Raw genomic sequence first — 15,806 nt, 5'->3', positions numbered from 1 at the left:
GAAAAACAATCGAAAAGAGGAAAAAAATAACAATGGAAGTGAATTTTCGATACAGCAAAAAGAACTCTTACAGCTTTGCGGCTCTTTCACCTGTGCTTCCTGAAGCCGGATTTACGGACAGGCCCATTAACGGAATAATGATCTACAGTTTTACTACGCGGCAGGCAGCGAAAGTATTCAAAGAGATCGAGAACGCAGGTACGGACTCAATCTTCATCGCAGGAGGACCGCACCCTTCCGGATGCCCGGAAGAGACACTGGAATATTTTGATTACATAGTTATTGGGGAAGGCGAAGAAACGCTTCCGGAACTTGTAAGGGTTTTGAAGGAAAGGGGAGATCCGGAAAAGGTAAAAGGGATCGCTTATAAAAACCCGGAAACCGGCGAGATGGTCCTGACTCCTGAAAGGCAGCATGTGAATCTGGACTCATATCCATGCTTTGACCCTAAAAAGCTTCGTGCTCCCATTGAAATCAGCAGGGGATGTCCCTGGAGCTGTAAATACTGTCAGACCCCAAGGCTCTTTGGAAGGGAAGTCAGGCACAGGAGCATTGATTCTATCCTGAAGAACGCGCAGCACTACGACGACCTCCGCTTTATAGCTTCAAATGCTTTCGCTTATGGAAGCAACGGAATTCACCCGAGGTTTGATAAGGTAGAAAAACTGCTCTCTGCACTTCATGGACTGCCTGATAAAAAAATCTTTTTCGGGACTTTTCCTTCTGAAGTCCGCCCTGAATTTGTGACCGAAGAATCTGTCGAACTGGTAAGAAAATATTGTGCAAACGACAGCCTTAGCCTTGGGGCTCAGTCAGGGAGTGACAGTGTCCTTAAAGAGATAAGAAGAGGTCATACGGTCGAAGACAGTATTTCCGCTGTGGAATGCTGTATTGAACATGAAATTGTGCCGGCAGTTGATTTTATCTTTGGGCTCCCCACAGAAACCGAAGAAGACCAGGAAAAAAGCCTGGAACTTGTGCGCTGGATCTGCAAAAAAGGTGGGACTGTCCGGGCTCATTATATGACCCCGCTTCCGGGCACTCCATATGCATCAGCAGTTCCTTCGCAGGTTAGCGACCGTGTCAGGCGGGAGCTTGGAAAACTTGCCCTTGGGGGAAAACTAACAGGTTACTGGGAGAAACACAGGAAAGTTTAAGAAAGTTTCAGGGCAGTATAAAAAAGATAAAAAGAATATAAAGGATATTAAGGCCCGAAGAAATATTGATCTCATCTCCTAGAACCTAATGTCTTGGAACCTAATGTCCTGAAACCTAATGTCCTGAAATCTAATGTCCTGATCTTTATCGGCTTTACAAACTTTTACTAAGCCTCTAAAGCCGATCAATACAGGTTTAAGGGATATATCTGGAGATAAGATTTTTCAGGCCCTTTCTGCTCGTAACACCATTTCAAGGCCCTGGTTCATTAATTCCTCTGCCCTTTCCTGCTTTTTTGCTTCAGCAAAGATTCGGAAAATCGGCTCGGTACCCGAAGGACGTATAAGGACCCATCCGTCATCATACCAGATCTTGACCCCGTCGATTGTATCCGTCTTAAGCCCCATGCTTGAGGTCTCGTATCTGATCCTTCCCATAGTACCCACGATATCTTTGGAAGGAGTCTTGGTTTTTGCATTGAAGTACGCAGGTACGCTTTTAGTTAGTTCGGAAAGCTTCTTTCCTCCGGCAAGGATTTCCAGGATTTTTGCACATGCCATTGCTCCATCACGGCAGTACTGGTGTTTGGGGAAAATAAGGCCTCCATTGCCCTCGCCTCCGAAAACGGCATTTACTTCCATCATTTTTCTGGCGACATTGATTGAGCCTACAGCAGTCCAGTGAAGTTCGACCCCTTCTTCTTTTGCAACATCAGCCATACGCTGGGACGAACTGACCGGTGTAACTACAGGTCCCTTTTCACGTTCAAGCATGTACTTCGCCATCATTGCAAGCAGGACCTCTTCATTTACAAATTCTCCGTTCTCATCCATGAAGACAATTCTGTCTGCATCCCCGTCATGAGCTGCCCCAAAAGCTGCCCCTGTCTTTTTAACGAGAGTGGATAGCTCTGTCAGGGCATCAGGAGTGGGTTCAGGATTTCTCCATGGAAAAGTCCCGTCAGGCTGAGCCCCGAGCGTAAGGACTTCACAGCCAAGTTCCCTGAGGAGAAGAGGAAGTGTAAGGGAACCAGCACCACACCCGGTATCAACCACTACCTTAAACCTCCGGCTGCGTATGGCTTCCAAATTGACAGCGCGCACTATGCTTCTTATATAGTAATCGTTAACTGAAGGATCAATCCTGAAACTTCCCGTTTTCTCCCATGAGGCAATTGAAAATTTGCCTGAAAAATAAATTTTTTCAAGTTCCCTCTCTCCTTCCCTCGGGAACTCCGAACCGTCTCCTGCAATTATTTTAATTCCATTGTATTGCCTGGGGTTGTGGGATGCCGTTATAACGATACCGGCATCGGCATAGTCGCGCACATAGTATTGAATGGACGGAGTAGGGACAGTCCCCACATCAATCACGCTCAGGCCTGTTGCAAGAGCTCCTGCAATTGCTGCGGATTTCAGCATCTGTCCAGAAATGCGGGTATCGCAGCCTATTGCAACCGTACCTTTTGAACCCATGTACGTGCCAAGGCTTCTGGCTACATTGATCGCAAGTTCAGGCGTAATAAATTCGTTGGCAATACCACGTACACCATTAGTTCCGAATAATTCCATCTAAGATCTCCATCTCATCATTTGCATCAAAATTATACTATTATAAGGAAATTAGATTCTAATCAGGTTTATTATTGTAGCCAGAGTCCTTATAGGAGAACAAAGTTTCGGTACAGCAGGCCAAATTATCTATAAAGTCAGGCCAGCGGCTCCGGAATAGATAATTTCAAGATACATAGCTAAGGAAAAACCGATTAAGTTACCCATAACCCTTCCTCTGACTGCTGTAAAGCACCTGACTATAAGGCTGGAAAATACATATATCTTATTAGCTAAAACTCGTTAGTAATGGACACTGCCAAGATAGAAAAGATCAGAGAGGCTATTAAAGCCAGAGAGAGTGCAGTCATTGCATTTTCAGGGGGAGTGGATAGTTCGACTCTTGCAGCTATCGCATTTGATGAGCTCGGGGAAAAAGCCCTTGCCGTGACGATAGATTCTCCGCTTTTTCCCAGGCAGCAGCTTGAAAATGCTTCTCAGACAGCCTGTGAAATAGGGATTCAGCATAAAATCCTCCCTTTCTCCCTGAACAGCATACCTTATTTTTCCGCAAATACACTTAACAGGTGCTACTTCTGCAAAAAAGCCCTTCTTGAAACTCTTCTGGAATTCGCGGAAAAAACCGGGTTCAATGTTGTGCTTGAAGGAACAAATGCTTCTGAAATAAGAGGGGAAAACCGTCCCGGGTATAGAGCAATAAAGGAAGCAGGAGAAAAGGTTTATTCCCCTTTCGTGGAGTTTGATGTCACAAAAGAGGAGATAAGGGGGATTGCTGCAAACCTCTCACTTTCTGCAGCTAACAGGCCTTCCGCAGCCTGCCTTGCCACACGCATCGCTTATGGGCAACCCATTACTACGGAAGCTCTCGAGAAGATAGAAAAAGCAGAGGATTACCTGCTGGACCAGGGTTTTACACAGTTCCGGGTAAGGATGCACTCAAACCTGGCCAGGATAGAGGTTACTGACAAAGAGTTTGATGACGCTCTCCGTAAAAAAGAAAAGATTTCCAGACACCTCAAAAGCCTGGGTTTTGACTACGTAACCCTTGATCTTGAAGGCTTCCGCTCAGGGAGTATGGATGAACCCTATATGCGGAAAAGAGCTGAAGGGAAAATAGAAACAGAAATGGAATAAACTCAGAGGAAGTATCCAGATTCAATTAGTCAGAAAAGGAGATTGGTCAGATAAGGCGGATTGGTCGGATAAAGCAAATTGATCGGTTAAACCGGATAAACTATAGAAACATTGAGTTCTGGAAGATATGACAGAAATTCTAATCAGAAAAGCCGAAAAAAGAGACCTCCTCTCAATTCAGAAGCTCTTATCCACCTACTTTCTGGACATGGAAGATCTGGGGCCTGAGGAGTTTGTACTGGCTGAAAAAGAAGGTAAGGTTATCGGCTGTGCTGCACTTGTCAGGAGCACATATGGAGAGAAGAGTTTTCTCGAGCTTCATTCGATTGCCGTACACCCAAACTATCGGGGAAAAGGTGTCGGAATCCGGATTATGAATTACCTGATAAATACTCCGGAATGCCCGGATAAATCTGACAGCTCCGCTTATGAATTGTATGTGAGGACAACTGCTCCGGGTTTTTTTGAAAAACTTGGCTTCATAAGATTACCGAATACTGAGAAGTTATTCCTCTGGGAGGACTGCAAAAATTGCGAGCACTTTGAGAAATGTGCCCAGCATGCCATGAAATATTCCCAAGATAAATAAAAAAGAAACCTGGCAGGGTTAACGAAACATTATTTTATAGAAAAGCATATGAAGCAGCTTATGCTTACTCTTGGAATCGTTAATACTTATGATAAGATCAAAGTCCTTGATGCTCATTATCGGGCAATTGCCAGAGCTGCCCCAATCTGCCATGCTTTTGGGTTCCACCTTGCCCTTTACGACTTCCCATTCAAAATGACCGCAGAAGAACTGGTAGCGTTCGTAATGGAAAAAACCACTATAGGAGAATCGGGAAGTTATCTTAAGATCCTTTACGAAAAAAATCATCTTTCAGTATCCGACCTCCCAAAAAAAGGGTTTCCATCCCATTTTGGAGAGATAGTTATTACTACTTCAAAACCAGACAAAAAGAGACAGGTATTACCTGTGAAAATTGCTGAAGAAGCCTTGCGCAACCGATCTTTTTTATTTCTTGTAGGACTCGGGCATAAAGGGCTTCCAAAAGAGCTTTTTGAGAGGGGAAAACACCACCTTGATATAACCTCTAAAGGGCTTTCTCTCGAAACATGCACTGCTATAGGAGCTATTCCTGCCCATCTTGCTGGACTTATGGAGAATTTAGAGACTACAAAATGAATCTGATTAAATTTTCTTGAGTCAGACACTATGGGATATTCAAAGAATTAACTTAAAATCACGATCAATATGGTTTGCAGGCCTGAGACAAGTGACTGTATACCTAATATCTTAGTTTGATAATCTCAAGATAGCTTTTTTATATTTATTTTTATGTAAGCTTCATTAGACTTTTCAACAAATGGCAGTATTATAGAAAATTATTTATTGCACTAAATAGGAAATAGGTTGCCTATTTCCTTTGAGTATGAGATACGACACAAAAAAACAGAACTATAAATTAAACGAGAGATCCGGTAGACGAAAGAACAGCAAAAAAGGATGACTCAAAATCTGTTTAATATGGGTTCTTATTGCAGGGGGAAAGTATTTCATTAAATGTAATTAGAAATTATTTGCAGGCTCGAAGATAATTAATATAGAAGGATAAAAAATGTCCACAGAGTAAGATCAGTTCAAAAAATTTTCCGGAACGAATATATATCACGAGTGACAATTAATAGATTGTTGTGGGTAAGAACAACGTCTGTTGCGCTATTATGGGGTTTGCGGCCTGAGGGACTGAAATTCTGACCTGCCTCAGGGTTGTCCAGAATGACCGGGAATTCCACCCAAGGGATTCTACGGAAGACTTGAACTCTGACCTGCAGTATAGGCTTTCAATAAAGGATGAAGATTTGTCCTGACCGCACAGATATCCATAGGGAAAACTTGTGTCCGGATGGAGAGAATCTACCCCCTGCTGAGCGCAAACATTGAAGAGACAGGAGGAAAACTATGAGTGAGCGAAATAACGAAGACAGAAACAGAAACGAATACGAATATGGATACCGGCAAGACAGGTATCACACAGTTGTAAAAGGCTGCACAGACAGCCTGGACACAGATGAATTAGACCTTTACCGCTATATGATAGGCGGAATGCAGGGTAAATAACCTGCACAACCTTTTTTTATTTCTCAGTCCTAGAAAAGAAGCATGTACGATGTATATGCGGTCCGTGAAGATTTTCCTGTTTTAAAAGAAGTTGTGTACCTTGATAGCACGGCGACCACGCAGACTCCGGTTCCTGCAGTTGAAGCTATGGTTGAATATTTCTACAGGTACGCTGGCAACCATGGGAGAGGAGCGCACCGCCTTGCAAGGGAGACCACAAACCGGTATGAAGATGCAAGGGAAACTGTTGCTCGTTTTCTTAATTCAGATCCTTCAAAAACAGTATTTACAAAAAATACAACCGAAGGAATTAACCTTGTTGCAAACAGCTATCCTTGGGAGGCAGGAGACCATATCGTTACGACCATGCTTGAGCACCATTCAAACCTCCTGCCCTGGCTGCGCCTGCAAAAAAAAGGAGTTAAAGTAACAATAGTAAGCCCGGACCGCGAAGGCATAATTGACCCTCAGATAATAGAAAATGCCCTTACTGAAAGTACAAAACTCATTGCTGTAACGCACGTTTCTAATGTTTTTGGCTCGGTCCAGGATATCAGCAGGATTCTAAAACTTGCCCGCAAAAACGGAGTGAAAGTCCTGATTGACGGCGCCCAATCCGCAGGGCATATGCCGGTGGACCTGAAAGCACTCGGATGTGACTTTTTCGCAACTGCAGGGCATAAAGGGCTCCTTGGTCCGCAGGGAACCGGTGTACTCTATATTAAGGAACCGGAAATGCTTGATAGCGCCTCCGTAGGAGGAGGAACGGTTTCGGAAGTCAGCGGAGGTGAATATACTCTTGAGCCGTCCCCAGCATGTTTTGAATCCGGTACTCCGAATATCCCCGGGGTCATAGGGCTTGGCAGAGCAGTAGAATATGTGGAGAAAATTGGGGTTTCCGAGATTGAAAAGCATGAAGCTGAACTTTCCTTGCAGGCTGCAAAAAGGCTTTCAGAACTTGACCATGTTGAGGTTTACGGACCTGAAAACCGGGCAGGAATTGTGCCTTTTAATGTAACAGGGCTTCACGCTCATGATGTCGCCCTGATCCTTGACCAGACGAAAAAAATTTGTGTACGTAGCGGGCACCATTGTGCAATCCCGATCACCCGTTTCCTTGAAGTGGAAAGTACAGTTAGAGCTTCTTTCGCCCTTTATAACACACAGGAAGAAGTTGACGTTCTCGTAAATGCTGTCAACGCGCTTAAGGCACTGGTATCCTGAAAAACTGGACCAGTATCGGGTAGAAGAAACCCTACCCTCCTGGCAAAATATGGTTGTACATCTCTTTTTTTATGGGTCCGGACTCACAACCGGCATCAGGATTATTTTTCATAATAAATATTTACTGACTATGCAGAGGCCAACACTATAAATTAGTTTTATTTTAACATCCAAATTAAATTGTTTTATATTTAGCTGTTTTCGGATATTAATTAGGATATAAAGAGATGATTTTCCTTATTTTAAACGATAATAGAAAAAATAATTTAATTTGTTTCACATTCTTATAGAAAGATTTTATAGGAAGTTGCAGTCTATATAACGTAAGGAGAAATCTGAAGGCGAGAGTATGGATGAAGTAACAGAAATCTCGAAAAAGAAAGGTTTTATTTCGGGGCTATCAGGGAAAAAAGGCAATAATGACTCCATTTCAGATATATTGAATAGGGCTAAAACTTATTTTAATAAGCCTTTGAAAAGCATGCCGATATACGACCAGGAAAAAGACGGGCCTCTTATAGAGTTTGAAGTACCTGAGGGATTAAAGGAAATAGAAAGGTACTGGCTTCAAGAGCCATATGCTCTAGCAACGATTCTTGAAGACCGCAAAACAAGGTACTACAGATTGGTCGAGCCTGCCCTGACAAAATTTGAAAAAGAATTGCTTGAGAGACTTTATGAGGATTTCCAGGACGTTTTGATTTTAAACCCTACAACCTCAAAGATAGAAAAAGACGCACTGCTTGTAGACAGAACACTTTTGCTTCTTGAACGTTATAAAGCTGAGATTTCGACTGCATCCGTTCATAAGATAATGTATTATCTCAGAAGAAATCTTCTTGGCTATGAGAAAATCAATCCTCTTCTTTATGATCCTTATATTGAAGATATATCATGTGACGGTGTAGAAGTTCCAATCTATATTTATCATATCAGGTATCTGAATATTGAAAGTAACATTTCTTTTAGGGAAGAAGAGCTTGACTCCCTTGTAGTTAAAATGTGTCAGTTGAATAATAAGCACATCTCTGTTAGCCAGCCAATTGTGGATGCAACGATTCAGGACGGATCAAGGCTTCAGGCCATGCTGGGGAGAGAGATTACTCCCCGTGGCAGTTCCTTTACTATCCGTAAATTTAGAAAAGACCCTATTACACCTATTGACCTTCTTGGTTTTAAGACGTGCGATATGGAGATGCTTGTATATCTCTGGCTGGTTATTGAAAACGGCTACAATATGCTCTTTGCAGGAGGGACAGCTTCCGGAAAAACATCGATGCTTAACGCCACATCTCTTTTTATGCCCTCTACAGCCAAAATAGTCTCCATAGAAGATACGAGGGAACTCGTACTCTACCACAACAACTGGGTCTCAGGTATTGCCAGAGAGAGTTTTTCCGCAGACTCTACAGGAGAAGTCTCAATGTATGACCTTTTGAGAGCTGCCCTGAGACAGCGCCCTGATTTCATAATTGTGGGTGAAGTTAGAGGTGAAGAGGCGCGTACCCTTTTCCAGGCAATGTCAACAGGACATGCAACAAGCTCGACAATGCATGCCGGAGATGTGCAGACTGTTATAAACAGGCTTACGCACGAACCCATAAATGTGCCCCATATTATGCTGCAATCACTTGATGTGCTCTGTATCCAGGAACAGGTATACATAGAAGAGAAGAGGGTCAGGAGAACGAGGAGTCTTGTAGAGGTCCTTAACGTTGATTCTGAAACAGGAGACCTGGGAATTAATGAGATTTTCAACTGGGACCCTTCAGAAGACGGATTCCTGAAGGTTGGGGACTCCCATATAATGCAGGAGATAATGCATGTCAGAGGATGGGACTCAGCCCAGGTGAGAGGAGAAATGGAGAACAGGAGGAAGATCCTTACTTACCTTTATGAGAAGAATATGAGGAGCTATATCCAGGTATCCCTTGTAGTGCAGGCATACCAGAGTTATCCGAAGATGGTCATGGAAGCTATAGAAAACGATACCCTGGAGTCCATGATACAGGATATGGTTGATTAAGAGGGGGAGCATGACTTACACTTCTTTGGATGAACTGGCATACAGAGCTTTCGGGGACTTCTTTTATAAAAATAAAGAGAGTTTCCAGGAACTTAAAGTAAAAATGCGCCACTCTCACATTCCAATGTCAGTGGACCAGTACCTTGCATCAATCTTAATGTACTCAATGATTGCAGGCATAATAGGAGGACTTTTCGGGCTATGGCTCGGGCTGAAAACCTTTGGAGACCCTGTTTCCCGGCTCAGCCTCTTTGTGGATTCTACAAGGGCAGGATTTGTAGGAGAATATTTTTATCTGCTTGCTATCCTGGTCTCAATTTTGTCATTTATTATAAGTTTTCTTATAGTCTTCGGAGTTGCATATATCTATCCTTATTTTCAGGCGGATATCCGGAAAGCCTGTATTGACAAGTCTATGCTGCCTGCGGTAACTTACATGTACGCCCTGACAAAGGGAGGCATGTCAATCTATGATGTTTTCAGGTCTTTGAGCAGGTACACGCATATATTCGGTACAAGCGCTGAGGAAATATCCTACATTGTAAGGGATATGGATTACCTCGGAAAAGATTTTATAAGTGCCCTTAAAGCAGCCAAGGAACGCACCCCTTCGGAACGATTCAAGGATTTCATTGACGGATTAATTCTGGTTTCAAGCAGTGGGACAATAACCGAATATATAAGAAATAAGTCCGAGCAGTACCAGGACCTGGCTGAGATGGCGAACAAGAACCTGTTAAAGACGCTTGACGTCCTTGCAGAGGTTTATGTAACCGTGCTTGTTGCAGGTCCGTTATTTATAATGACAACACTGATAGTACTGCAATTTTTCAGGCCTGCTTCAGCCCAGATACTCTACATGCTTATTTATATTATAATACCTCTTGCGACCTTGCTTTTCACAGTGCTTCTCGATACGGTAGGAGAACTTTCTATGAGCCCGAAAAAGGGCGAGGCACCCGAATATCCTCTAAACTTCTCAGATATTAAGGAACTCGGTTCAAATCTCAGCGCAGATGAGGAAGAGAAGAGGGATAAAAAACTAAAGCTATACAGGCAGCTTTACAATATAAGGGACCTGATTTTTAACCCTTACAGGACTATCCGGGATGAGCCAAGGTATACGTTCTTTTTTGGAATTCCTTTTGGGCTATACTATCTTACCCACCTTCCGGAAGCTCTTAAAAGAAGTATCAATTTAAATTTCCACTGGAACCCGAACTTTGCCCATATCAGCGATAGCAGCGTCCAGTTTATCAGCTCAATTGATGACTACATTGTCATTTTCATTGCTATCGCACTCATTCCCTTCATCATATTTTACGAAATAAGGGCATGGAGAATGCGGAAGATTGACGAAAGAATGCCTGAAATGCTGAGAAACCTGTCAAGCATGAACGATTCAGGCCTCCTTCTATCCAATTCCTTAAAAATAATGGCAGAATCCAAGATGGGAATTCTCAGTAAAGAGCTCAAAAAATTAAAAGAAGACCTCTCCTGGGGGACTTCTACTTCAAGAGCCCTGAGTGAACTGCCCCGCCCTGCCTGATGGCGAGGACGGAGCTTCCTTCGAGTGATTATGTCATTTGGATATTTGCAGTGATGCAGGTATCCATCTGTAATCCTGTTTGTCGAAGATTATCAGAAAACTTCTGATAGCTTGTCCACAAAGCATTTTGTGATAAGAAACGCTTCATTATATTGATAGCACTATTTCTATCACGATCAATTACGTTTCCACAATCACATTTCATAGTTCTTTCCCAAAGTGGCATGTTATGTCGTGTTCCACAGATACAACACTCTTTGGATGTATAGCTTTCATCAATTCTTATTACTTTTTTACCTGCAAGCTCCGCTTTGTAGGTCAAGAATTCGATGAATCTGGAAAGATATCCTTGATTTTGTGTTGATCTGTTCTGAGAACGTTTTCTTTTTCCAGTTACTTTCTTTGACTGAGCCATACTTTTTACGTTAAGATCTCCCACGATTATTGTATTGGCTCTGGTGTTCTCGATCATTGTTTTAGAAAGTTTATGCTGGAAATCTTTAATCTGATTAGACTTCTTTGCTTCCATTTTTCTGTATGTTTTGTGTAGTCTATTCCATCTCTTGCTTCCTTTTTTACAATGATCTCTTCTGGATTTAATTGAATCTATCTTTGTATTCCAATATTGATCTGCTCTGGGTGTTTTTACTTCAAAGAATTTACCTTGAGTATTTACTGCTGTAACTATTTTTGTAATACCTAAGTCTATCGCTTGATACAAATCGTTATCAACATACTCTTTTATTGGATTTTCTTCATATGTAATTGATACATAGAAATTACCCCTACCTTTGTATGGATTATCATTATAGATTTCAATCTGCTTGATTGTCAGCAAATCAAAAGCATTTCCAATTTCGAAAGACAATGGAATTTCGTTTGCCTTATGAGAGAAACTGAGCTTTCCATTATTGATTTTGAATCCACTCTGATTATAAACCAAAGTCATAAAGTATTTTCCACTTCGAAACTTGGGGGGTCTTGCAGATTTATCCCCGTTTTTCCAGAGCGAAAAGAACGATTTATAATTAGCATCGAGCTTTTTAAGAACCGATTGCAATACTTTGGAATACACTATATTGTATTCAGGGAATTTTACTTTTAGTACTGGAAGCTGATTCTGTTGTTCTACATACTTTACACTTCTCTGTTCAGTTTTCCACGCATCTTTTCTTTCAGCTAAAGCGAAATTATAGAGGCATCTACACTGTTCAGATAGTTGCCAAAGAACATCTACCTGTTCTTCAGTCGGATTTATCTTGATCTTCTTCGTCAGATGCATATTTGCCTTGATTCTCCACATATTTTTTAAGTACGTCTAGGGTTACTTGCCCTGTCGATGCGATAAAATACGATCTTGACCAAAACGTATCTTCCCATAACATAGTCTTTACTTCAGGGAAGTTTTTACGAATCTCCCTTGAAGTTATAGTTTTGATTGTGTTGATGTATTTTGGAATATCAAGCGAAGGTTTTGCTGAAAATAATAAGTGGAAGTGATCTTTGTCACACTCGATATTCAGTACTTCAACATCGTATGTTTCACTTATGTTATGAATTTTAGTTTTAAGAAAATCGACAACTAAAGGGTTCGTTAGAGCTTTTCTTCTATATTTCACACACTGAACGAAATGATAATGGAGTGAATATACAGAATGGCTTCCACGATCTAGTTTATACTGCATAGTTATCACTATATTGATGTAACTATAAGTATAAATAATTATGCTACTGTTGTTTTGTAGAAGTTGACGGCTTTCATCCCCCACCTGTCGGGCTACGCCCTCCGAGGAAGGGGACTTCCCGCCTTAAAGGTAAACTGGAAAACAATATCAGGACCGCCACATCAAGCCGGATTCTTCATACCCTTATTAAAGCAAATGAATCCACAAGCGACCTTAAAAGTGTGCTGTCCATTACCGCAGAACAGGTCAAGAGTGAGGAACGGTTGAAAAAGGAACGCTCTTCTGAGATGGTTGTCTATGTTGTCACTATCTACGTTTCTTTCTTTGTCTTCCTTTTCATAGTCTATGTCCTGGCTATGTATTTCTTCCCTGAAAGCGCCTCATTTAAAGGTTCTTCCCAGGGAATGGGGTACGGAGGAATCGGAAACGGCTACTTCAATATACAGGAGTATACGATGCTCATGTACCACTCAGCCCTTGTCCAGGCTTTTACTTCCGGACTTATTGCCGGAAAGATGGGACAGGGTTCAATTTTCATGGGCCTGAAGTACAGCGTCAGCATGATGCTGATCACCTATGTAGTCTTTACAATGTTCGTCTAAGGTGTTTTTATGCTAAGGACTCCCGGAACCGGAAAAGGGCTAAAAAAAGAGGCTGCAGTTTCAGAAGTAATGGGCGTTGTACTCCTTACAGGTATAGTAGTTATCATGCTCAGCACTCTTGGAGTATACGTTTTTTCTATGGAAGGACCTGATGATGTCCCCCATACAAACGTCCAGGAAATTATGGACATTTCCACGGACACGATTTACCTGAAAAACAATGGAGGAGAACCTGTAAGTACTGAAAATTTAAGGATAATAGTAAATGTCAATGGCAAGAAATATGAATATAACTCCACTCAAATTTACGAAAATCTTGAATACAGCAATGTTTGGAAAATGGGGGATACTATTGAAATCAATACAAAGGATACATGGGGCGTTAACCTCAACAATAACGACAAAGTGGAGCTATTCCTGGTCGACACCCCCTCAAACGAGTTGATCCAGAAAAGTACGCTTACTAGCGAGCCTCAAAAGAATTCCGATTTAAATTTATGTTTCATTCCGATGGGAGATATAACGGATACGTCCGCATCAGGAAAAGATTCATCAAAGAAAGGGTATGGAGACAAAAAACAGGTTCATTTTATAGATGCTGATGATGAAAAGCTAAAGGAAAAAACCAATGAAAAAAGAAACTGCACAACTTATTACCCCCCTACAAATGTAATTAATACCAGTATATATCAAGAATTCGAATTCAAGATTAAGCCCTCTGCATGTGGATTAAGGCCAAGAGACACTTTAGGGAATGCAACTCTGATTATTGTTTATTATACACACGATAGCTCGGGAAAAGACTCCAAAGGTGTTGCTATTAAACTCAAATATTATGACACGCTCGAGAACGGACGCGGAGAATGGGTATACTCTGATACGGTTCTTCCTGCACATAATACTAACTTTGAACCTGAACTTATCAACCTTACAGATCGCATCAATACTCCTGCTGATCTGGCTAATTTCAAAGTACGGATTGAAGCCTCAACGGAAGCAAATGAGAATGCAGAGAAAGAGATAAACATTGATTACATAGGTTTACAGGTAGAAGAAGCGAGCGCCGCAAACGAGTAAATTCTTGATAGAATTTGGGATAGGATTTAATTGACGGTTAGAAAAAGGTTAATTGGTAGCATTAAAAAAGAAACATGAAAAGTAAGGGAGTGGGGAGAGCTTGCCAGAAATGAAAAAACTCATCAAAGACTCCAGTGCTGTTTCGGATGTCCTTGGAGAGATACTCATGACAACAGTCGCGGTTATCTTAATCGGTTCAATAGCTGTGTCCATTTTTTCATATGGCGGACCGGATGATAGCCCACACACTCAGGTGAATGAATGGATAGACGTTGAGACGGATACGATCTATCTGGAGAATAGTGGAGGAGAGTTTATCGATACAGGAGATCTTGAAATTGTGGTAAATGTCAATGGAATCCGATATACTTATTCCTCTTCTAACATTTCCGAAAACCTGGGGAATAAAAACAGCTGGGAGCTGGGTGATAGAATAGAGATCAACACCTCTAGCAATATCTCTAGTGGATGGAACCTCAACATACAAGAGGGAGACGAGGTAGACATATACCTGATCGATAAACCTTCAAAGAAGGTATTCCAGAAACTTCGGCTCTCCACCGGAGAAAATTGAGGATTGAGGCTGACAGTTGCAGGAAACGCTGGCGAGAGAATTACAAATCTCAATGTTAGCTTCATGGTGTTGCGTGTAACTTAGGAAACTAAATCAGGAAAGGGAAATAGATGAAAAAGCGATTCTTTGAATTAATCTCTTCTTTTTATAGATCCGAATCAGGAATAGCAGCTGCTGTTGCTGCAGCCCTGCTTCTCGGGATTATAGTCGTCGCTATGACAACAGTTCAGGTCCAGTACGTGCCCGTCTGGAAAGAAGACGCAGAATACGCCCATATGTCCGACGTCTGGCAGGATATGTCCAGGTTCAAGTCTAACGTTGACATTCTGGCAGCAGGCTTAGAGATGAATCCGAATTCCAGGATAACCCTGAACAGCCCGATCCAGCTGGGAGGGTCAGATGTGCCTTTCATAGGCGGCATGAAAACAGGAGGAACCCTTACTGTAAACAATGCCGTCTCAGGAATCTTGATAGAAGTAAATGATGATATAGGTGGATACAACACCAGTCAAACTTTATCTGATATCGGCTCGGTTTCATACCGCCCTACAAATATCCATTCCGTGGAAGAAACTTATTACTATGAAAATGGGGCGCTTATCGTCACCCAGAACGGCAGGTCCGTAATGAAACTTTTCCCAGGAATCGTGCTCGAAGATGGTGCAGGGATAGCTTCCGTAAACCTCTCGGCAAGGATCGCGACCCTTGAAGGAACAAGAGGTGTAATGGCCAGTAACAGCATAGAGAACATCAGGCTAACGTCTCAAGATTTCATAAACATATATGACTCTGACCATGAATATACCAGTGGAAATACAACTAAAAAAGCTAACGTTACTTCCGTAGACCTTATAATCTACACGGAAAACACGGAAGCCTGGAAAAAATATTTCGAAGATTCAGCTAACGAGACTCAGCTTCAGGAAGGAACGGATTACAATATAACCAGAGAAGATTATTCCGTGAAATTTTCCCTTTTCCCGGTAAACAAAACTATCAATTTTAAAGCATACAATGCGATAATAAAAATGAAAACAGACATCCAATAAAGTCTATTTCATTCCCTTTCCTTACAATTCTTTAA

At 41.8% G+C, this 15,806-nt stretch carries 15 protein-coding genes; 12 read left to right on the top strand and 3 right to left on the bottom strand.

Translation table 11 applies throughout. The features are described from left to right. The first annotated feature begins 32 nt into the window (after positions 1–32). A complete protein-coding gene (locus RSJ42_RS17160; RefSeq protein ID WP_410508442.1) occupies positions 33–1,157 on the top strand; it encodes a TIGR04013 family B12-binding domain/radical SAM domain-containing protein in 1,125 nt (374 codons plus the stop codon). A 225-nt stretch (positions 1,158–1,382) separates the two neighbouring features. On the opposite strand, the gene glmM is transcribed toward RSJ42_RS17160, so the two are convergent. Beyond that, a complete protein-coding gene (gene glmM / locus RSJ42_RS17155; protein ID WP_410508441.1) occupies positions 1,383–2,729 on the bottom strand; it encodes a phosphoglucosamine mutase in 1,347 nt (448 codons plus the stop codon). 288 nt (positions 2,730–3,017) lie between these two features. Between glmM and larE the strand changes: the two genes are divergently transcribed. The 7 genes from larE to RSJ42_RS17120 all read left to right on the top strand — a co-directional run bounded on the left by larE (position 3,018) and on the right by RSJ42_RS17120 (position 10,784). Continuing rightward, positions 3,018–3,863 (top strand): ATP-dependent sacrificial sulfur transferase LarE, encoded by an 846-nt coding sequence (gene larE, locus RSJ42_RS17150; protein ID WP_410508440.1) that lies wholly within the window; start codon positions 3,018–3,020, stop codon positions 3,861–3,863. A 127-nt stretch (positions 3,864–3,990) separates the two neighbouring features. Continuing rightward, entirely contained in the window at positions 3,991–4,452 is a 462-nt protein-coding gene (locus RSJ42_RS17145; protein WP_410508439.1) for a GNAT family N-acetyltransferase, read from the top strand. 48 nt (positions 4,453–4,500) lie between these two features. Then, a complete protein-coding gene (locus tag RSJ42_RS17140; protein ID WP_410508438.1) occupies positions 4,501–5,049 on the top strand; it encodes a DUF531 domain-containing protein in 549 nt (182 codons plus the stop codon). 777 nt (positions 5,050–5,826) lie between these two features. After that, on the top strand, positions 5,827–5,985 hold the full coding sequence (locus tag RSJ42_RS17135) for a hypothetical protein (protein ID WP_410508437.1): 159 nt from the start codon (positions 5,827–5,829) through the stop codon (positions 5,983–5,985). A gap of 42 nt (positions 5,986–6,027) precedes the next feature. Then, the gene (locus RSJ42_RS17130) at positions 6,028–7,209 is read left to right on the top strand and encodes a cysteine desulfurase (RefSeq protein ID WP_410508436.1); all 1,182 of its coding nucleotides are present in this window, start codon (positions 6,028–6,030) and stop codon (positions 7,207–7,209) included. A 349-nt stretch (positions 7,210–7,558) separates the two neighbouring features. After that, positions 7,559–9,235 (top strand): type II/IV secretion system ATPase subunit, encoded by a 1,677-nt coding sequence (locus RSJ42_RS17125; protein WP_410508435.1) that lies wholly within the window; start codon positions 7,559–7,561, stop codon positions 9,233–9,235. 10 nt (positions 9,236–9,245) lie between these two features. Then, positions 9,246–10,784 carry a type II secretion system F family protein gene (locus RSJ42_RS17120; RefSeq protein ID WP_410508434.1) on the top strand — a complete coding sequence of 513 codons (1,539 nt, stop codon included), beginning with the start codon at positions 9,246–9,248 and terminating at the stop codon, positions 10,782–10,784. A gap of 28 nt (positions 10,785–10,812) precedes the next feature. On the opposite strand, the gene RSJ42_RS17115 is transcribed toward RSJ42_RS17120, so the two are convergent. Both RSJ42_RS17115 and tnpA read right to left on the bottom strand, forming a co-directional pair. Next, entirely contained in the window at positions 10,813–12,066 is a 1,254-nt protein-coding gene (locus tag RSJ42_RS17115; RefSeq protein WP_410507076.1) for an RNA-guided endonuclease InsQ/TnpB family protein, read from the bottom strand. Beyond that, entirely contained in the window at positions 12,029–12,469 is a 441-nt protein-coding gene (tnpA, locus tag RSJ42_RS17110) for an IS200/IS605 family transposase (protein ID WP_048106147.1), read from the bottom strand. Before tnpA ends, RSJ42_RS17115 begins: the two co-directional genes overlap by 38 nt. Before the next feature lie 221 nt (positions 12,470–12,690). On the opposite strand from tnpA, the gene RSJ42_RS17105 reads away from it, so the two are divergent. From RSJ42_RS17105 to RSJ42_RS17090, 4 genes are all read left to right on the top strand, one after another. Then, a complete protein-coding gene (locus RSJ42_RS17105) occupies positions 12,691–13,071 on the top strand; it encodes a hypothetical protein (RefSeq protein WP_410508433.1) in 381 nt (126 codons plus the stop codon). A 9-nt stretch (positions 13,072–13,080) separates the two neighbouring features. Then, positions 13,081–14,148 (top strand): type IV pilin N-terminal domain-containing protein, encoded by a 1,068-nt coding sequence (locus RSJ42_RS17100; protein WP_410508432.1) that lies wholly within the window; start codon positions 13,081–13,083, stop codon positions 14,146–14,148. Positions 14,149–14,257: 109 nt separating this feature from the next. Beyond that, positions 14,258–14,722, top strand: a complete 465-nt coding sequence (locus RSJ42_RS17095) for a type IV pilin N-terminal domain-containing protein (protein WP_410510409.1) — start codon at positions 14,258–14,260, stop codon at positions 14,720–14,722. A gap of 110 nt (positions 14,723–14,832) precedes the next feature. After that, positions 14,833–15,771 carry a hypothetical protein gene (locus tag RSJ42_RS17090; RefSeq protein ID WP_410508431.1) on the top strand — a complete coding sequence of 313 codons (939 nt, stop codon included), beginning with the start codon at positions 14,833–14,835 and terminating at the stop codon, positions 15,769–15,771. Positions 15,772–15,806 lie beyond the last annotated feature (35 nt).

This window comes from Methanosarcina hadiensis (genome assembly GCF_046529725.1).
Taxonomy (GTDB): Archaea; Halobacteriota; Methanosarcinia; order Methanosarcinales; family Methanosarcinaceae; genus Methanosarcina; species Methanosarcina hadiensis.
Note: the sequence above shows the minus strand (reverse complement) of the source record. Positions and strands in the feature narration are given on the sequence as shown.